The following is a 19,437-nucleotide window of genomic DNA, read 5'->3' on the forward strand; positions in this document are numbered from 1 at the left end:
GATGACATCACGGACCAGGCCGGAAGGTTCCGAAGACTTGGCGCATCAATGGTTGATCCTGCAACCAGAGGTCGTCGCGGGTATGCCAGTAGAGGGCATATCCGTGACCGTTGCGAATCGCGCCCCGGTTGAGCACATGAACCATGATCCCGTCCGACCTGCGGTAGGTGAACTCCCAGTCGGCCTGGCCGGTGCCATCCCCACCGTCGCTGGGAGCGAGCCGTACGCGCCGATAGTCCTGCACGCTCCGAACGAATCCGGCCTCGTTGCGTTGCCAGTCTCCGATTGCGGAGGTGTTTGCCTGCCTGACGCTACCCACCCGCAGGAAGGACCGGGTAGCCGGGTCCACGAAATCGACGTTGCCGGCCCCGCCCGGGCCCTGCTGGCGGTGCCAGCCGGACGGGTACGCCACCGACCAGCCGGCGTCGGGATCGGTGTAGGACGTCCAGCCGGCCGGCGCGGCGGCCGGCGGGGTCCCGTGGGCGACCGGATCGACGGGCCCGGCCTCGCGATCAGCCGCCCGCACGGCGGCGGACCGCCCCCCCGTCGCCGCCGTCGGGCGCGATCCGGGTGGACGGTCCGCTCCACCGGCGTCCGCCACCTCGCCGGCGGGGCCGGCGGTGGCCGGCCCGGGACCGGATTCGGCGTCGGAACCCGCGGTGGTCAGCAGGACCAGCACGACGACGAGCGCGGCGGTGACGAGGACGGCCACCGCCGCCACGGCGACGGTCCGCGCCCGCCGCGGGCCACCCGGACCCGCCGGCCTCCCCGCCGGCGCCTTCCCGTCCAGGCCGCCGGACTCCGGCGCCCGCCCGCTCCACGTCCTGGTACTCGCCGCCGACCGCCGCGGGGACATCGCCGCCGTGGCGTCAGGCTGAGCCGGCACCGGCAACGTCGAGTCGGAGACGGGCACCGACGGCGCCGTCGGTCCGGTCGCCGGGGTCTGTGCGGGCGGCGCCGCGGTGTCGGCGGGCCGGGTCAGGTCGGCGCGCTGGGCGGGATCCGCGGGTGGGGAGAGGTCCGCGGGCCGGGCGAGGTCGGGCGCGGGGGCCGGTTCGGCCGGGTGCGCGTGACCGGGCAGGTGGACGGCGGCGGCCGCGCGGCCGATCAGCCGGGCCCGTGCGGGAATCCCGCCCAGCGCGCGCGTCCGGTCCGTGGCGCGCAGCCGGTCCAGCGGGCTGGTCAGCCGCGGCCGCGGCCGCCCCCGCCCGGGCGGCGGCGCGGCCTGGGTCGGCGGGGCGGCCTGGGTCGGCGGGGCGGGCAGCGGCGCGACGGCCGTGGCCGCATCCTGACCCGCGACGTCCATGTCCGTCTGAGCGCTGATGGTCGTGTTCGTGCTGGTGGTCATCCCTGCGCCGACAGCCGTTTCCGCGCCGACGATTCCCGCGGCCTTCCCCGCTCCCTCCGCGCCGACCATCGTCACGGTGGGCGCGTCGTCGGTGGCCGTCGCGGCCACCTGGTCGCCGGGATCGCCCGTGGAGGCGGGCGCGGGGTCATCCGGGCCGGTCGCGGCCGGGGCGGGGCCCGCGGGGGGACCGTCGGTGGCTGCGTGCAGCACCGCCGTCGCGTCGGTGGCGACCGTCGCGGCCACTCCCGCGACCGCTGCCTCGACCTGCCCGGACGCGGACGTGGCTGGGGCGATCACGCCCGCCGCCGGGCCGGCGCCCGGGATACCCGGTGTGGTGTGGGTGGACGCGCCCGGCGGGTTGTCAGCTGGTTGCCCGCCGTTTTGGAGGGACGCGGCGTGATCGTCGGATGGTGTTTCTCCGGTGGAGGCGCCGGTCGGATGTTGCGCCGCATTCAGGTGTTCGTGGTCCGTTTGGTGGTCTTCTGATTTCCCGGATGAAGCCGGCGCCGGCTCTCCGGAGTGTCCAGTGTGATTTTCGAGGGATTCCGGTGTGGTGATATTCAGTACTGGTTCCGTTACCGCGGCCGGCGCTGTCGCGGGTGGCGGGTGTGATGAATCGTCACCGTTCGTCATCGCGCCGGACGATCCGGCCGGAGTGGGTGCCGGTGAATCGGCTTCGCGCGCGTCGGCGATCGCGGGAGAATCGACCGTCGGATCGTCTCGGGTCGCTGTGGTGGCAGTGGCGAGAGGCGGTTGCGGAGATGTGTTCGACGTCATGTTTTCGTGCGGGGTGGTCGCGGCGAGGTCGTGCCGTTTCGGGCGGGACGCGCCCCCGGCGCCCCGGGACGCGCGCGGGCCGCCCGCGTGGGCGAGGATCTCGCGCAGCCGCCGGCGCACCGTCGACAGGGAGGGGCGCTCGGCCGCCCGCGGTGCCATCAGATCGTCGATGAGGGGGGCCAGCGGGCCGGCGAGCCGGAAGGGCTGGCGCTGCCCCCGCATGAGGGCCGCCAGCACCGCGATCGCGTTGGCGCCGGCGTAGGGCGGGGTGCCCTCGACGGTGGTGAACAGGGCCGCCCCAAGCCCCCAGCGGTCGCCCGCGGCGCTGCCGGTGTCCCCCCGGGCTCGCTCGGGCGGCAGGTAGGCGGGCGAGCCGAGCACCATACCGGTGCTTGTCAGGCGGGGATCGCCGTGGCTCACCGCGATGCCGAAGTCGGTGAGTCGGGCCCGCCCATCGGGTGTGACCAGCACGTTGCTCGGTTTGACATCCCGGTGCACGACGCCGAGCCGGTGCGCGGCCTCCAGCGCGTACGCGAGACTGATGCCAATCCGGCATGTCTCGTCGATCGGACGGGGGCCCTCGTCGGCGATGATCCGCGCCAGCGACCGGCCCTCGACGAACTCCATCACGATCCAGGGCAGATCGCCGTCGTCGATGACGTCGAGGACGGTCACCGCGCCCGGATGGTGCAGCCGCCCGGCCGCGCGTGCCTCCCGCAGCACCCGCTCCCGGGCACGGTCACGCTCCAGACCGCTCTCGCTGATCGGCAGCCGGACCTCCTTGACGGCGACCACCCGGTGCAGCAGCTCGTCGGTGGCCCGGTGCACCACCCCGAATCCGCCGCGCCCGAGAATGCCGTCGAGCCGGTAGCGCCCGCCGACCAGGGCCGCCCCGGCAGAGCTCGGGAGGCCCGGGTTGCCCGGGGACTCGCCTGCCAATGCTTCTCCCCCTTCCTCGTCGACGGTGAGCCTCGCGTCCATGGGATCACATCGTGGCGGGTTCAGGACGGTCGGGCATGCTGGCGACAGCACCCGACCAGACCACGCGGACCGGCGCGGACAGGGGCCTGACCTGCCCCGGACGAAGGCGGCCGACGATGCGGGCGGGCACGAGCGACAGGGAGCCGCAGACATGAGATGGACGGTCGACGACCGTGACTGGGCGCGGCTGCGCGAAGCCGCCGCCCGCGTCGCCCGCGGCGCGTACGCGCCCTACTCCGGCCTGCGGGTCGGCGCCGCCGCACTGGTCGTCGACCTGCCGGACGCGGACGGGCGGACCACCGGCGACGAGCCGTGGATCGTCGTCGGCTGCAACGTGGAGAACGCCTCCTACGGTCTCGCGCTGTGCGCCGAGTGCGGGCTGGTCTCGGCGCTGCACGCCCGTGGCGGCGGGCGGCTGGTCGCCTTCGTCTGCGTCGACGCGGACGGGCGCCCGCTCGCGCCCTGCGGCCGCTGCCGCCAGCTTCTCCACGAGCACGGCGGTCCGGATCTGCTGGTCGCCACCGCGGACGGGGTGCGCCCGCTGGCCGAGCTGCTGCCCGGCGCGTTCGGGCCCGCCGACCTGCCGGACCCACCGTCACCCGGCACGCCCGGCACGCCCGGCACGCCCGCGTCGTCGGCCGGGGGGCGGGGATGAGCGCCGCCTTCGACGCCGTCGATCTGATCCGAGCCAAGCGGGACGGTCGCTCGCTGTCCGGTGAGGCCATCGACTGGCTGGTGGACGCCTACACCCGCGGCGCCGTCGCCGACGAACAGATGTCGGCGTACCTGATGGCCGTGGTGTGGCGCGGCATGTCGCCGGCCGAGCTGGCCCGCTGGACCGGCGCCATGATCGACAGTGGCGAGCGGCTGGACCTGGCCGGCGTCGGCCGTCCGACCGTCGACAAGCACTCCACCGGCGGCGTCGGGGACAAGGTCTCGCTGGCGCTGGTGCCGCTCGTCGCGGCCTGCGGGGTCGCCGTCCCGCAGCTGTCCGGGCGCGGCCTCGGGCACACGGGCGGGACCCTGGACAAGATGGAGTCGATCCCCGGTTGGCGGGCCGACCTGCCACTGGGGCGGATGCGCCGCCAGCTCGGCGAGATCGGCGCGGTGATCTGCGCCGCCGGGGCCGGTCTCGCCCCCGCCGACCGCCGGCTGTACGCACTGCGCGACGTCACCGGGACGGTCGAGTCGATCCCGCTGATCGCCTCGTCCATCATGAGCAAGAAGATCGCCGAGGGGACGTCGGCGCTCGTGCTCGACGTCAAGGTCGGCAGTGGCGCGTTCATGACCTCGGCGGGTGAGGCCCGGGAGCTGGCACGGACGATGGTCGGGCTGGGCGCGGCGGCCGGCGTGCGCACCGAGGCGCTGCTCACCGCGATGGACAGCCCGCTCGGGCGGACCGCCGGCAACGCCCTGGAGGTGGCCGAGGCGGTGGACGTGCTGCGCGGCGGCGGCCCGGCCGACGTCGTGGAGGTCACGGTCGCCCTCGCCCGGCTCATGCTCGACCTGGCGGGGGCGGACAGCGGTACCGGCGCGGGCGGCCCGACACCTGATCCGGCGGAGGTACTGGCGCGCGGGGAGGCGTACCCCGTGTGGCGGGCGATGGTGGCGGCCCAGGGCGGCGATCCCGATGCGGCGCTGCCCCGCGCCTCGACGGTCGAGACCGTGCCAGCGCCGGCGTCGGGGTATCTGACCAGGCTGGATGCTCGCGCAGTGGGGGTCGCGGCCTGGCGGCTGGGCGCCGGGCGGGCCCGCAAGGAGGATGCGGTGTCGGCCGCGGCGGGGGTGCGCTGGCTCGCGGGCGTCGGCGATCCGGTCGAGGCGGGCCGCCCGCTGCTGGAGCTGCACACCGACGATCCGGCCACCTTCGACCGGGCCCGCGTGGCCCTCACCGGCGCGATCGCCGTCGGCCCGGCGCCACCGGCCGCCACCCCCCTCGTCCTCGGCCGCGTCCGCTGAGTTCTGTCGGACCCGTGTCCTACCGTCTGGGGTGAGACGGAGGAGAGATGACCAACGACACCGCGCCCGGCCCGATCACGGTCGACGAGATCAGTCGGGTGCCGAAGGTCCTGCTGCACGACCACCTCGACGGTGGCCTGCGGCCGGCCACCGTGGTGGAGCTCGCCGACGAGGTCGGCTACCGGGACCTGCCGACCACCGACGTGCACGCCCTGAGCACCTGGTTCCGTGGCGGCGCGCACAGCGGGTCGCTGGTGCGCTACCTCGAGACGTTCAGCCACACCGTGGCCGTCATGCAGACCCCGGAGGCGATCGCGCGGGTCGCCCGCGAGTGCGCCGAGGACCTCGCGGCTGACGGCGTGGTCTACGCGGAGGTGCGCTTCGCCCCCGAACTGCACGTCGGGCGCGGCCTGTCCCTGGACGCCGTGGTCGAGGCGGTGCTCGACGGGTTCCGCGCCGGCGCCGCCGGCACGCCGCTGCGGATCCGCGCGCTGCTCACGGCCATGCGCCACCAGGCCCGGTCGCTGGAGATCGCCGAGGTCGCGGTGCGCTGGCGCGACGCGGGTGTCGTCGGCTTCGATATCGCCGGCGCCGAGGCCGGCAACCCGCCGACCCGCCATCTGGACGCCTTCCAGTACATCCAGCGGGCCAACGGCCACTTCACGATCCATGCCGGCGAGGCGTTCGGGCTGCCGTCGATCTGGGAGGCGGTCCAGTGGTGCAACGCGGACCGGCTCGGCCACGGCGTGCGCATTGTCGACGACATCACCGTCGACCCGGACGGCAAGGCCACTCTCGGCAACCTGGCGAACTACGTGCGTGACGTGCGGGTGCCGCTGGAGATGTGCCCGACGTCGAACGTGCACACCGGTGCCGCACCGAGCATTGAGCGGCACCCCATCGGCCTGCTGCGCCGGCTGCACTTCCGCGTGACGGTGAACACGGACAACCGGCTGATGAGCGGCGTGTCGCTGTCCAGCGAGTTCGCCACCCTCGTCGACGTGCACGGCTACGGCTGGTCGGACATCCGCTGGCTGACGCTCAACGCGATGAAGTCGGCGTTCCTGCCGTTCGACGAACGGCTCATCCTGATCAACGACGTCATCAAGCCGGGCTACGCGCCCTACGTCCAGGAGGACTTCGCGAGATGAGCACGACCCTGCCGGCGGACGAGCGGCCCGCGGCACCTGCCGCCGACGCGGGCGGCGCGGTGCTCGGGGCGGACGGGCGGGCGCGCTGCCCGTGGGGCCTGTCCGCGCCGGAGTACATCGAGTACCACGACGGCGAGTGGGGCCGCCCGGTGCGGGACACGGTGGGCCTGTTCGAGCGGCTCACGCTGGAGGCGTTCCAGTCCGGCCTGTCCTGGCTGACGATTCTGCGCAAGCGGCCGGCGTTTCGCGCCGCCTTCGCCGACTTCGATCCCGCCGCGGTCGCCGCGTTCGGTCCGGCCGACGTCGAGCGGCTACTTGCGGACGCCGGGATCGTCCGCAACCGCCGCAAGATCGAGGCAACCATCGCCAACGCCCGGGCCGTGCTCGCGCTCGACCGCCCGCTACCCGAGCTGATCTGGGCCCATCAGCCGCCCGCCGCCCCGCGTCCGGTCCGGCTGTCCGACGTCGCGGCGATGACGCCGGCGTCAGTGGCGCTGGCGAAGTCGCTGCGCGCCACCGGGTTCGTCTTCATCGGCCCGACCACCGCCTACGCGCTCATGCAGGCCTGTGGCCTGGTCGACGACCACCTGGCGGACTGCTGGGTGCCCGCCGGAGCCGCCGCCTGAGGGGAGAACGGGGCAGGATGGCGGGCGGTTCTCCCTGCTCTGTGTCATCTTTTCATCACGCTCGGTGGCGCGATTCGATGGCGCGGCCCGGTGGTGGAGGCAGCGTGGGTCTGTCAGACGGGAAATCCGGCCAGGACGTCCTCGGAGGCCGACAGGCCGAGGCGGGTCGCCCCGGCGTCGATCATCGCGGTCGCCTGGTCGGCGGTGCGGATCCCGCCCGATGCCTTGATCCCGAGGCGGCCTCCCACCGCCCGTGCCATCGCGCGCACAGCCCGCACGCTGGCGCCACCCGCCGGATGGAAACCGGTCGACGTCTTGACGAACTCGGCGCCGCCGGCCTCGGCCGCCCGGCAGGCGGCGATGATGCTCTCGTCGGGCAGCAGCGCCGTCTCCAGGATGACCTTGAGGATCACGTGCGGCGGCACGGACAGCCGGACCTCGATGATCTCGGTCTCGATCGCCTGCCAGTTCTCGTCCATCGCGTTCGCGATGTCGATGACCATGTCGACCTCGGTGGCGCCGTCCGCGACCGCGCGGCGCGCCTCCTCCGCCTTGATGACGGTCAGATGGTTGCCATGCGGGAACCCGACCACCGTGGCCACGGCGGCGGTGGGCGTCCGCTCGTCGCGGTCACCGCGCCGAATGCTCGCAGCCGCCAGGTAGACGTGCGTCGGCGCCACGCAGACGGCGCCGACCCCGAGTCGGGTCGCCTGCGCGCACAGCGCCAGCACCTCCTCGTCGGTGGCCGCCGGCGCCAACAGGGTGTGGTCGATCATCCGGGCGACCTCGGCACGCCGCAGGACGGGCCGCCCCGGCGTCGGCTCCTGCGGCGACGGTGAAGGTGAGGCGGACCCGGGCTGCTCGGCGGGACGGTCGGCTCCGGCGGGCACGCGTGTCATACCTTGCATCATTGCCGACCCGCGCACCATTGCCGACCCACACATGCCTGCCAACCTGGGCACACCTGCCAACCCGCGCACACCTGCCAACCCGTGCACGCCTGCCAACCCGCGCACGCCTACGAACCCGCGCACGCTTACCAGACCGCGCACTCCTGCCAAACCGTGCTGGCCGACCCGGCCAGCCTCGCCGGCCCTCCCGTTGGTCTCCCGTCCGCGCGTCGCTCACCCCGACCCGCTCCAGTGCCGAGGAGTCAGTCTGTGCACCTGCACGTCGTGGACCACCCCCTGGCGGCGATGGCGCTCACTGTCCTGCGGGACGAGCGCACGCCCCGTGACCGCTTCCGGCCCGCCCTGCACGACCTCGCGACGATGCTGGTCTACGAGGCCACCCGCGCGCTGCCGGTGATGCCGGTGACCGTGACGACGCCGCTCGCGACGACGGCCGGCACCCGGCTGGCGGCCGAGCCCGTCGTCGCGCCAGTCCTGCGCGCCGGCCTCGGCATGCTGCCCGCGGCGCTGGCCCTGCTCCCGACCGCGCACACCGCCTTCATCGGTCTCGCCCGCGACGAGACCACCCACCAGCCGACCGCCTACCTGGAGTCCGTGCCCGACGATCTCGCTGGGCACCCCGTGTTCCTGCTCGACCCGATGCTCGCCACCGGCGGGTCCGCCCTGCACTGCCTGCGCCTGCTGCTCGACCGCGGCGCCCGTGGCATCACGGTGGTCGCGGTCGTGGCCGCGCCGGAGGGGCTCGTCGCGCTCGAGTCCGGCCTGCCGGCCGATGCGGCGGCGGAGCTGACCGTCGTGGCGGCCGCCGTCGACGAACGGCTCAACGACACCGCCTACATCGTCCCCGGCCTGGGCGACGCCGGCGACCGCATCTTCGGCCTGATGTGAGCGGGACCGGCGCCGTCAGGGGAGGCCGGTGAGCAGGGCGTCGACGGCCGCGGTGAGGTCGGTGAGACGGCGGCGCGCGAGGGTTCGGGCCGGGGGGACGCCGGCGCGGGTGGCACCGGCGACGGGCTCGACCGCTTCGACGTAGATCTTCAGCTTGGGCTCCGTGCCGCTGGGGCGGATGATCACGCGGTCCCGGTCGAGTGACAGCTCGAGCACATCGGCCGGTGGCAGGACGGTGGCCGCGTCGTCGGCGGCGGTGCCGCCGCGCAGCAGGTCGCGGTGGGCGGTGACCGGCCGGGCGGCGAGGTGCGACGGGGGCGCGGCGCGCAGGCGGCGCATGATCGTGTCGAGGTCGTCGGGGTCGGTGACGCGCACCGAGCGCGCCGTGGTGAGATGCACGCCGATCCGGACGGCCAGCTCGTCGAGCAGATCGAGCAGCGTCAGCCCGCGGCGGCGGGCATCCCCCGCGAGCAGGGCGATCGCGAGCGCGGCGGTGATGCCGTCCTTGTCCCGGACCAGGTCGGGCGCGATGGCGTACCCGAGCGCCTCCTCGTACCCGAAGACCAGCCGCGCATCCGCCCGCATGATCCACTTGAAGCCGGTGAGGGTTTCTCGGTACGGCACCCCGTAGGAGGCGGCGAGCGCGCGCAGGCCACGAGAGCTCACCAGCGTCGTCGCCACCGGTCCGGGCCGGCGGCGCAGGACCAGGTCGGCGAGCAGCAGGCCGACCTCGTCGCCGGTCAGCATCCGCCCGCCGACCGCGACGGCACAGCGGTCGGCGTCCGGGTCGGTCGCCAGCACCACGTCGGCGCCGACACGCTCGCCGAGCGCCAGCGCCCGATCCATCGCGCCGGGCTCCTCCGGATTCGGCCATCGCACGGTCGGAAAGTCCGGATCCGGCCTGGCCTGCTCCTCGACGACCACCGGACGCGGCAGCCCGGCGGCGGCGAAGACGTCAGCGAGCACCTGGCCACCGACCCCGTGCAACGGCGTGTAGACGACGACGGCCGTCGAGCCCGGGTCGGCCGTCGAGCCCGGGCTATTCGTCGAGCCCGGGTCGGCCGTCGAGCCCGGGCTATTCGTCGAGCCCGGGCCGGCCGTCGAGGCCGTCCCCTCCGGCGCGAGCAGGTCGAGTGCCGTCGCCGCGGCGGCCCGCACGTACTGCTCGACGACCGGGCCGTCGCCGGGCAGCCGCAGATCGTCCGGCCGCCGGCCGCTGGGGGTCTGCCCTACATCGCGTGGGTTTTCGAGGGTCGGGTCGTCCGTGCGCCGCCAGGAGTCGGCGAGCGGGATGGCCCTGGCGGGGCCGACGGCGGCGATCCGTCGCTCGATGTCGGCGTCGGCCGGCGCCACGAGCTGGACGCCCCGGCCCGGATCCGCGTCGTCAGTGCTCTCGCCGCCGGCGCCCTCGCCGCCGAGATAGACCTTGTAGCCATTGTCGGTGGCGGGGTTGTGACTGGCGGTCACCATCACTCCGGCGTCGGCGTTCAGCCGCCGAACGGCGAACGCCAGCACCGGGGTGGGCAGCGGCCTCGGCAGCACCAGTGCGCGCAGCCCGGCCCCGGCCAGGACCCGCGCGCTGTCCACCGCGAACGGTTCGCTGCGGTGCCGGGCGTCGTACCCCACGACGACGAGCGGCACCCGGTTCGCCGCCCGCTCGTCCGCCCGTGCCCGCAGCCAGGCGGCGAGCCCGGCGGCGGCGCGGCGGACGACGGCGGTGTTCATGCCCGCGGGTCCGGCGCGCAGCGGACCACGCAGCCCGGCGGTGCCGAAGCGCAGCGGGGCGCGGAAGCGGTCCTCCAGGTCGGCCAGCGCGCCCTGGTCGGTGGCCGCCGCGGCGTGCAGCCGGTCGAGCTCGGCCCGGTCCGCGGGGTCGGGGTCGGCAGCGAGCCACGCGTTGACCTGCGTGGCCAGCACCTCAGGCAGCTCCGCGGATGTCCTGGGGGGCGGTGTGCCCGGCGGGCCGGGGCGGGGGTCGGCGGTAGGCGGCATCGTCGCGAGGCGCGGCCGGGTCGGTCAGATCCGGGTGACGACGTCGGCGAGCAGGACACCCATCCGCTCGGCGGCGGCCGCGCCGGCGGCCAGCACCTCCAGGTGGTCCAGCGGCTGGCCGGTCATCCCGGCGGCCAGGTTGGTCACCAGCGACAGGCCGAGCACCTCGACGCCGAGCGCCCGGGCGGCGATCGTCTCGTGCACGGTCGACATTCCCACCAGGTCGGCGCCGAGCACCCGCAGCATCCTGATCTCCGCCGGCGTCTCGAAGTGCGGGCCGGGCAGGCCGGCGTAGACACCCTCGACGAGGGTCGGGTCGACCGCCCGGGCGAGCGCGCGCAGCCGGGGGGAGTACGCGTCGGTCAGGTCGGTGAAAGCCGCCCCCACCAGCGGTGACCGTCCCGTCAGGTTGAGATGGTCGGCGATGAGCACCGGCTGGCCGATGCGCAGGTCGTCGCGCAGGCCACCAGCCGCGTTCGTCAGGACGACGGCGGACGCACCGGCGGCGCGGCTGAGGTGGACCGCGTGCACGACCTGGGACAGCGGGTGGCCCTCGTAGGCGTGCACGCGGCCGAGGAAGATGAGCAGGCGGCGATCGCCGACGCGCACGGAACGGGCGACCGGTCGGTGACCGGGCACCTGCGTCCCCATCGGGAATCCGCCGAGCTGCGCGAAGCTGACCTCGGTGACCTCGTCGGCGTGAGCGGCCAGCACGTCGGCGGCCGGCCGCCAGCCCGATCCCAGCATGATCGCGACGTCGTGCCGCGTGGCGCCGGTCAGCTCCGCGAGCCGGGCGGCCGACGAGGCGGCGTCCGACTCCCCGTTTCCGTCGCTCGCGCCCGGGCCGGCCGGCTCCGGGCGGGGCACGCTCACACCGTCCGCGAGGGCACCGTCCGTGAGACCACCGCCCACGATCGCATCGTCCATGATCGCATCGGTGGCGACGGCGCCGTCCACGATCGTGGGCGACCCGATCGTGCCGTCGGCGGTCGTGTCGTCGGCGTCCGTTTCGTTCACGGTCACATGGTTCACGTTCGCCTCGCCCACCGTCGCGCCGACCTCCCACTGCCGCACCCGGCGACTGTACGGCGCCGGTGGAGGAGACTGGCGCGCGTGTCCCTGTTGCCGTCCCACCGCCGGCTCCCGCAGGTTCCCCTGGAGCCGGGGGAGTTCACCGAGGTCGTACTGCGCGGCCGGCTCACCGACCCGGACGGCCCGGGGCGGCTCACCGCGAAGGTCGAGTCGTTCGTCGGGCACCGGGTGGGAGCCTCGCGGTGGATCATGCTGACCGACCGGCGGCTGCTGGTGCTGGCGCCGTTCCCGCGGGAGGGCGACTGGTTCGACGTCGTGTTCGACCGGCGGGAGGTGTCGGCGTCACGGGGGGTCAAGCACGGCGACGTGATCACCATGGAGCTCGCCACCCCGCGGGGACGGCAGATCCTGCGCGTCCCGGCCCGGCTGCGGACCGAGGCGGGCCGATTCATCCGGGCCCTGCGTCGCTGAGCCGGGCCCTGCGTCGCTGAGCCGGGCCGGCCGGGGTCTCGGCGCTTGGCGGTGGGCGGCCGCGGGCCCTGGAGTGGCCTGATCGGACCGTCGGGGCACAGCGGCCGATAGGGTCGGGGCGGGACCCGCGGTGAGCGTGACGATGTCGCCACCGGACGGGCACATGCCGCCACCAGACCGGGCACGGAGCATGCTCGGCGGGCCGAACCGGACAGTGATGGGAACGACGGACCGATGACTACAACCCAGCCGGCCACCGGCGAGCTTCCGATTCCGGTCCCGGGGGATGCCCCGGCCGGCGGGCAGCGCACGGCCATGCGCACGCACCTGTGTGGTGACCTGCGGGCTGATCACGTCGACCGGACCGTCTCGGTGTGCGGCTGGGTCGCGCACCGCCGCCAGCACGGGCAGTCGCTGACGTTCGTCGATCTGCGGGATCACTCCGGCCTCGTGCAGGTCGTCGTCGACGGTTCGGTCGACGTCCGCTCGGAGTACGTGCTGCGGGTGACGGGCACGGTGGTCATCCGCCCGGAGGGCACCGCGAACCCGGCGCTGGCCACCGGCGAGGTCGAGCTGCGCGACTGCGCGGTCGAGATCCTCTCGACCGCCACCCCGCCGCCGTTCCCCCTCGACGACCGGGCCGACGCGGTCGACGAGTCGACCCGCCTCGCCTACCGCTACCTCGACCTGCGCCGCGAGCGGATGCAGCGCAACCTGCGGGCGCGCTCGGCGGTGCTCGCCGCGATGCGCGCGGCGCTCGGGCCGCGTGACTTCGTCGAGGTGGAGACGCCGCTGCTGATGCCGTCGACGCCGGAGGGCGCGCGGGAGTTCATCGTCCCGTCCCGGCAGTTCCCGGGCAGCTTCTACGCGCTGCCGCAGTCGCCGCAGCTGTTCAAGCAGCTGCTCATGGTGGGCGGCACTGACCGGTACTTCCAGTTCGCCCGCTGCCTGCGCGACGAGGATCTGCGCGCCGACCGCCAGTACGAGTTCACCCAGCTTGACCTGGAGATGAGCTTCGTCGACCAGGACGACGTGCTCGACGTGGTGTCCGCCGCGGTGCTCGCCGCCGCGGCGGCGGTGACGGACGGCCCGGTGCCGCCGATCGAGCGGATCACCTGGCACGAGGCGATGAACCGCTTCGGCGCGGACAAGCCGGACCTGCGGTTCGGGATGGAGCTCGTCGAGCTCACCGAGGTGTTCGCCGGCAGCGGTTTCAAGGCCTTCGCCGGGGCGGCGGCGATCAAGGGCATCCGGGTGCCTGGCGGCTCGGCGTCGCACAACCGGCGCCGCCTCGACGATCTGACCGAGCGGGCCAAGTCGCTGGGCGCGAAGGGCCTGGTGTGGATGCGGGTCGCCGCCGGTGGTGAGCTGGAGTCGCCGGTACGCAAGTTCCTCAGCGACGCCGAGGTCGCCGGCATCGTCGCGGCGACCGACGCCGCCGAGGGTGACCTCCTGCTGCTGGTCGCCGACGAGTGGTCGACGACCTGCGAGGTACTCGGGCAGCTGCGCAATGATCTCGGTCGCCCGCCCGCTGGGCAGGGCCCGCTGCGGTTCGTGTGGGTGGTCGACTTCCCGCTGTTCGTCGGGATCGACGCGGCGACCGGGCGGCCGAAGCCCGGCCATCATCCCTTCACCCGGCCGCATCCGGATGACCTGGACAAGCTGGAGTCGGCACCGCTGGAGGTCCGCAGCCGGGCCTACGACCTGGTGCTCAACGGCTGGGAGCTCGGGTCCGGCTCGATCCGGATCCACGAGGGCGAGCTCCAGCAGCGGATCTTCGGCCTGCTCGGCATCACCCCCGAGGAGGCGAACGCCCGGTTCGGCTTCTTCCTCACCCCGTTCGGGTACGGCGCGCCGCCGCATGGTGGCTTCGCCGTCGGCATCGACCGGCTGGTGGCCATTCTGGTGGGGGAGGAGAACATCCGTGAGGTGATCGCCTTCCCGAAGACCCAGTCCGGGCTGGATCCGCTGACCGGGGCGCCCACGCCGGTGACCGACCGCCAGCTGCGTGAGCTCGGGGTTCGCGTCATCGCCTCGCCGCCCGCCGCGGGCGCCGCCGGCTAGGCCGGCCGGGCCCGCCGGATTCCTCGGCAGGTGTCGGGGTAGCAGCGGATCGAACGGGGTAATCACTTCTCGCTGTCCGTGCGTGCGGCGCAGCGATGACGGCTGTCCCCAGTCGGTGCCGCCCCGAGCCGAGGAGCCCGAGTGCAGATCCCGTTCTCGTCGTCGGCGAGCTCCAGTCTCGGTATCGAGTGGGAACTGCAGCTTGTCGACCAGCAGACCCGGCAGCTGCGCGGAGAGGCCACCGCGATCCTGGAGGAACTGCGCGCCAAGGTCGGCGAGCGGGAGGCGGCCAAGGCGAAGCACGAGCTGTTCGAGTCGACCATCGAGGTCATCACCGGGGTGTGCGGGTCGGTCGGGGAGGCCACCGCCGACCTGGCCGGCACCGTCTCGCTGCTGCGCGACCTCGCGGAGCGCCGCGGGGTCGCGCTGATGTGCAGCGGCACCCATCCGCTCAGCGACTACACCCATCAGCGGATCACCGACGACATCCGGTACTCCCGGCTGGTCAGCCAGATGCAGTGGCTCGCCCGGCGGCTGCTGATCTTCGGGGTGCACGTGCACGTCGGTGTGCGCTCGCCCGACAAGGCCATGCCGATCATGAACGCGCTGATGGCGCACATCCCGCACTTCCTCGCGCTGTCCGCGTCGTCGCCCTACTGGCTGGGGGACGACACGGGGCTCGCGTCGTCGCGCTCCCAGGTGTTCGCGAGCCTGCCCACGGCGGGCCTGCCCTACCCGCTGGAGGACTGGGCGGGGTTCGAGACGTTCATGGGCACGCTCGTGACGTCCGGGACGATCGAGACGATCCGCGAGGTGTGGTGGGACATCCGGCCGCATCCCAACTTCGGCACCGTCGAGCTGCGGATCTGCGACGGCCTGCCGACCCTGATGGAGGTCGGCGCGGTCGCGGCGCTGGCGCAGTGCCTCGTCGACCGGATGAACACCCAGATCGACCGCGGCTACAGCCTTCCTAGGCCGCAGCGGTGGCTGGTGCAGGAGAACAAGTGGCGGGCGGCCCGCTACGGCCTCGACGCCCAGATCATGATCGATGGTCACGGGGCGGTGCGGTCCGTCCGGGACGACCTGGTGGATCTGGTGGAAGACCTGCTCCCGGTCGCCCACCGGCTCGGGTGTGCGCGAGAGCTGTCCGACGTGCTGGTCATTCTCGAGGCCGGGGCGAGCTACACACGTCAGCGGGCCGCCGCGGGGCGTGCTGACGGAGATCTCGCGCGGGTGGTCGATACCCTGCTGGAGGAGATGAACGCCGGACGTCCGGTCGTGGGCTTCTAGCCCCCGGCCGGCGGGTCGCGGCGGCATCCGACAGCCCGCGTGCCGTTTACGGCCGGTTGTGCGCGTCGCGCCGCGGGATGGGGATCGAGGGAGGAGCCTGGCCGACAGATGGAGGCCAACGAGATCGCCGCGGTCGCCGGGTGGGTGGCCGCTCATGAGTCCGAGCTGGTCGCCCTGCGCCGCGACCTGCACGCGCATCCGGAACTCGGCCGCCAGGAGCGGCGCACGGCCGGACAGGTGGAGGCGCGACTGCGCGCGGCCGGGCTGTCGCCGCAGCGGCTGCCGGACGTACCTGGGCTGTGGTGTGACATCGGGGTCGGCGTGGATGCGGATCCCGCGGCGCCGGTGGTGATCGTTCGCGCCGACCTCGACGCGCTGCCCCTGCCGGACAGCAAGAACGTGCCCTACCGGTCCACCGTGCCCGGGGTGGCGCATGCGTGCGGGCATGACGTGCACACCGTGGTGACGTTGGGCACAGGTCTGGCGCTCGCGGAGTACGCCCGGACGGCGCCGCTGCCGGGCACGATCCGCCTGGTGTTCCAGCCGGCGGAGGAGCTGATGCCGGGTGGCGCGCTGGACGTGATCGACGCCGGCGTGCTGAAGCCGGCGTCGGCGGCGATCGCCGTCCACTGTGATCCCGCGCTCGACGCCGGGACCATCGGGCTGCGCACGGGGCCGATCACGTCGGCCGCCGACGCGGTGGAGATCACGGTCGCTGGGCCCGGCGGCCACACCTCCCGCCCGCAGAACACCGTGGATCTGATCTACGCGATGGCCCGGCTCGCCACCGACCTGCCCGCCGCGCTGGGCCGGCTGGTCGACCCGCGCTCGGCGCTGTCGATGGTGTGGGGGCAGATCCAGGCCGGCACGGTCGCGAACGCGATTCCGCGCAGCGGCCAGCTGCGCGGCACCGTGCGCACCCTGTCCCGGGAGACCTGGGAGACCGTCCCGACACTGGTAACGGGCCTCGCCGAGCAGATAGTCGCGCCGTACGGCGCGCAGATCGTGGTCGACTATCGCCGCGGAGTGCCGCCGGTGGTGAACAGCGCCGAGGTCGTGGATGTCTTCCAGAGCGTTGTCGACCGGTCGTTGGGGCATGGCGCGTCGAGGACCGTCGCCCAGTCGCTGGGCGGTGAGGACTTCGGCTGGTACCTCAACCACGTGCCGGGAGCACTGGCCCGGCTGGGCACGCGGGTGCCCGGTGGTGCCACCTACGACCTTCATCAGGGCGCCTTCGACGTGGACGAACGGGCCATCGGCGTTGGCGTCCGCCTGCTCGCGGGCGCCGCGGTGGAGCTGTTGCGCAGGCCTCCTGCCGCGGCCTGATCCGGCTCAGGTTCGCGGCCGCCGGTCAGGCGCTGGGCCGGGCGCGCAGCTCCTCGACGTAGTCGGCGGGCGCGCCCGCCTTCTCCGCGGAATTGGCGATCATGTCCAGGTACCACCGGGACGGCAGGCCACCCTCATAGGAGTTGAGGATGTAGGTCCAGGCGAGGGCCTCGCCGTCCAGGGTCGACACCCGGACGCGGATGCGGGTGTACAGCCCCGTGTCGGCGCCCTCCCAGATGTCGAGTCGCTCCAGGTCGTAGCGGTCGAGGTCGTAGAGGAGCACGTAGGCGTGCTTGCCCGCGGACTCGACGATGGTGGCGAGGGCACCGTCCCACCCGACGTTCTCGCCGCCGAACGTGAGTCGCCACCCGTCGATCCAACCGGTGCCGGTGACAGGCGAGTGGGGCGCCCGCTCCTTCATCTGCGCCGGGTCAAGATTGCCGGCGTAGGCCGCGTACAAGGTCATCGTCGTCTCTCGGGGTGACGGTGCGTGGTTATGGAACACGCTTTTCGGTTCAATGATGGAAGTTAGGTGACTTGTATGACATCGAACCCTCGACCTCCGGGTGTGATCCTACGGAGCACTCCGCACCGGGAGGAGCGCGGACTTCGGGACGGGGGAAGATGAAAGGAGGAGATGTCAGATCGGGAGGACACGTGACGCGCATCGTCATTCTCGGCGGAGGACCTGGCGGCTACGAGGCGGCGCTTGTGGGAGCGTCGCTCGGCGCGACCGTCACGGTCATCGACTCGGACGGTATCGGCGGTGCCTGCGTGCTCACCGACTGCGTTCCCTCCAAGACCTTGATCGCGACGTCGGAAACCATGACGAACCTCGCACTCGCTCCGGGGCTCGGCATCCAGCCCCACGGCCCCGGTGCCGGTGGCGAGCCGGCGCTGCCCGCGGTCGCCTGGGGAATGCCGAGCAGTGCCGATTCGGGTCCGGCGCTCACTCCGCCCGAAGTCGTCAGCGTAGAGCCTGAGCAGGTGTACGAGCGGGTCCGGGAGCTCGCGAAGGCGCAGTCGGCGGACATCGAGCGTCGGCTGCAGCGGGAGAGGGTCGAGGTGGTTCATGCCGCCGGCCGGCTCGTCGGCCCGCACGCGATCGAGACGAGCAGCGGTGAGACCTTCGTGGGCGATGTGATCCTCATCGCGACGGGTGCCTCGCCCCGGGACCTGTCGACGGCGCAGCCGGATGGCGAGCGCATTCTCACCTGGCGCCATCTCTACGACCTCAAGGAGATCCCGGAGCATCTGGTGGTCGTCGGCTCGGGTGTCACCGGGGCCGAGTTCGCGAGCGCCTACCGTGCGCTCGGCGCGGAGGTCACCCTGGTGTCGTCGCGGGAGCGGGTCCTGCCGGGCGAGGATCCGGACGCGGCGCGGGTCATCGAGGAGGTCTTCGTGCGGCGCGGGATCGAGGTGCTGAACCGCTCGCGTGCGGCGTCCGTCCGCCGGATCGGAGACGGGGTGATCGTCGAACTCACCGACGGACGCACGGTGACGGGCAGCCACGCCCTGATGGCGGTGGGCTCGGTGCCGCGAACGAAGGGCCTCGGCCTGACCGACGTCGGCGTCCGGCTCGGTCCGGGCGGGCACGTGAACGTCGACCGGATGTCGCGCACCTCGGTTCCCGGCGTCTACGCGGCTGGTGACTGCACCGGCGTGCTGCCGCTCGCCTCGGTCGCGGCGATGCAGGGCCGGATCGCGATGTGGCATGCGCTCGGCGAGGCGGTCAGCCCGCTGCGGCTCGGCACCGTGTCGTCCAATATCTTCACCGAGCCGGAGATCGCCACCGTCGGCGTCACCCAGGTGATGAAGGACACCGGCGCGGTGGCGGCCGAGGTGACGACCGTGCCGCTCTCGCGTAATCCCCGAGCAAAGATGATGGGTGTCGAGGACGGTTTCGTCAAACTGTTCTGCCGTCCCGGGAGCGGAAGCGTCCTGGGTGGCGTCATTGTCGCACCGCGCGCCTCCGAACTGATTCTGTCCGTGGCGCTCGCGGTCGAACACGGTCTTACCGTCGATCAGATCGCGCACACCTTCTCCATCTATCCGTCGCTGTCCGGCTCCATCACCGAGGCCGCCCGCGTCCTGCGACCCAGGGACTTCTTCGCGGGCTTCGACAATCCGGCCTGAGGTGAGGCGCGGTCACGGAAACGGCTGCCGGCGGTGCTGGACCGCCGGCAGTCAGGTCGCTACGCGCATCGCTGGCCTGCTCCGGGCAGTGACATCTGCGCGCCCACCGGTCGATCGAGCGGGTCTGTCACCCGAAGCATAGGTCCGCTGTCGAGCCGAATCCACCGTGCGCCGGAGAATTCTTTTCATTGGCTTTTTGGTTGCGAGCTCCGCGGATGGCGTTCGCCAGGGTATTTCTTGGCAGTGTGGTTTCTTCTTGGAGCCACTCATCGCCAAAGGGCGTCATTGTCGGCGCCGGCCTCATCCGCTACCATCGAACCCGTGTTCGAAATCCGCACTGCTTTTCTGGCGGGCGTCGCCATGAGCGGAGACGTGGATGTCCTGCGCTGGGCCGTGCGAATGTCGCCGACCAGTCCCCGCCGGAAGGAGCGGCTGTGAATGCCGACGTGGGTGCACGAGGCTCGTCCGGGGTACCGCGGCCCGCC

General features: G+C 73.2%; 15 protein-coding genes. 10 read left to right on the forward strand and 5 right to left on the reverse strand.

Annotation, left to right across the window (positions count from 1 at the left end; translation table 11 throughout):
- Positions 1-7: 7 nt before the first annotated feature.
- The gene (locus AC6EXY_RS02975; protein ID WP_499842289.1) at positions 8-3,106 is read right to left on the reverse strand and encodes a serine/threonine-protein kinase; all 3,099 of its coding nucleotides are present in this window, start codon (positions 3,104-3,106) and stop codon (positions 8-10) included.
- A 151-nt stretch (positions 3,107-3,257) separates the two neighbouring features.
- Between AC6EXY_RS02975 and AC6EXY_RS02980 the strand changes: the two genes are divergently transcribed.
- The 4 genes from AC6EXY_RS02980 to AC6EXY_RS02995 are packed head-to-tail and all read left to right on the forward strand — an operon-like array spanning position 3,258 to position 6,842.
- Entirely contained in the window at positions 3,258-3,761 is a 504-nt protein-coding gene (locus tag AC6EXY_RS02980) for a cytidine deaminase (RefSeq protein ID WP_101830794.1), read from the forward strand.
- Positions 3,758-5,065 (forward strand): thymidine phosphorylase, encoded by a 1,308-nt coding sequence (locus AC6EXY_RS02985; protein WP_101830793.1) that lies wholly within the window; start codon positions 3,758-3,760, stop codon positions 5,063-5,065. Before AC6EXY_RS02980 ends, AC6EXY_RS02985 begins: the two co-directional genes overlap by 4 nt.
- A gap of 47 nt (positions 5,066-5,112) precedes the next feature.
- Positions 5,113-6,216, forward strand: coding sequence for an adenosine deaminase (locus AC6EXY_RS02990; protein ID WP_101830792.1), 1,104 nt, complete (start codon positions 5,113-5,115; stop codon positions 6,214-6,216).
- Complete coding sequence (locus AC6EXY_RS02995; protein ID WP_101830791.1) at positions 6,213-6,842, forward strand: DNA-3-methyladenine glycosylase I; 630 nt, start codon at positions 6,213-6,215, stop codon at positions 6,840-6,842. Before AC6EXY_RS02990 ends, AC6EXY_RS02995 begins: the two co-directional genes overlap by 4 nt.
- Before the next feature lie 113 nt (positions 6,843-6,955).
- Here AC6EXY_RS02995 and deoC read toward each other — a convergent pair whose 3' ends face one another.
- Positions 6,956-7,750, reverse strand: coding sequence for a deoxyribose-phosphate aldolase (gene deoC, locus AC6EXY_RS03000; protein ID WP_243407287.1), 795 nt, complete (start codon positions 7,748-7,750; stop codon positions 6,956-6,958).
- 252 nt (positions 7,751-8,002) lie between these two features.
- Here deoC and upp point away from each other — a divergent pair, with 252 nt between their 5' ends.
- A complete protein-coding gene (gene upp, locus AC6EXY_RS03005; protein WP_101830789.1) occupies positions 8,003-8,641 on the forward strand; it encodes a uracil phosphoribosyltransferase in 639 nt (212 codons plus the stop codon).
- A gap of 15 nt (positions 8,642-8,656) precedes the next feature.
- Here upp and AC6EXY_RS03010 read toward each other — a convergent pair whose 3' ends face one another.
- Together AC6EXY_RS03010 and AC6EXY_RS03015 are read right to left on the reverse strand one after the other, a co-directional pair.
- Positions 8,657-10,633, reverse strand: a complete 1,977-nt coding sequence (locus AC6EXY_RS03010) for a phospho-sugar mutase (protein ID WP_499816652.1) — start codon at positions 10,631-10,633, stop codon at positions 8,657-8,659.
- 24 nt (positions 10,634-10,657) lie between these two features.
- Entirely contained in the window at positions 10,658-11,656 is a 999-nt protein-coding gene (locus tag AC6EXY_RS03015) for a purine-nucleoside phosphorylase (protein WP_499816653.1), read from the reverse strand.
- Between the two features lie 90 nt (positions 11,657-11,746).
- Between AC6EXY_RS03015 and AC6EXY_RS03020 the strand changes: the two genes are divergently transcribed.
- From AC6EXY_RS03020 to AC6EXY_RS03035, 4 genes are all read left to right on the forward strand, one after another.
- Entirely contained in the window at positions 11,747-12,136 is a 390-nt protein-coding gene (locus tag AC6EXY_RS03020) for a hypothetical protein (RefSeq protein WP_101830417.1), read from the forward strand.
- Between the two features lie 234 nt (positions 12,137-12,370).
- A complete protein-coding gene (gene aspS / locus AC6EXY_RS03025) occupies positions 12,371-14,200 on the forward strand; it encodes an aspartate--tRNA ligase (protein ID WP_101830418.1) in 1,830 nt (609 codons plus the stop codon).
- Positions 14,201-14,341: 141 nt separating this feature from the next.
- A complete protein-coding gene (locus AC6EXY_RS03030; protein WP_101830419.1) occupies positions 14,342-15,490 on the forward strand; it encodes a glutamate--cysteine ligase in 1,149 nt (382 codons plus the stop codon).
- A gap of 108 nt (positions 15,491-15,598) precedes the next feature.
- Entirely contained in the window at positions 15,599-16,816 is a 1,218-nt protein-coding gene (locus AC6EXY_RS03035; RefSeq protein WP_101830420.1) for an amidohydrolase, read from the forward strand.
- A gap of 25 nt (positions 16,817-16,841) precedes the next feature.
- Here AC6EXY_RS03035 and AC6EXY_RS03040 read toward each other — a convergent pair whose 3' ends face one another.
- A complete protein-coding gene (locus tag AC6EXY_RS03040; protein WP_101830421.1) occupies positions 16,842-17,282 on the reverse strand; it encodes a gamma-glutamylcyclotransferase family protein in 441 nt (146 codons plus the stop codon).
- 191 nt (positions 17,283-17,473) lie between these two features.
- On the opposite strand from AC6EXY_RS03040, the gene AC6EXY_RS03045 reads away from it, so the two are divergent.
- A complete protein-coding gene (locus AC6EXY_RS03045; protein ID WP_101830422.1) occupies positions 17,474-18,952 on the forward strand; it encodes an NAD(P)H-quinone dehydrogenase in 1,479 nt (492 codons plus the stop codon).
- Positions 18,953-19,437 lie beyond the last annotated feature (485 nt).

The organism is Frankia sp. RB5, assembly GCF_059816245.1.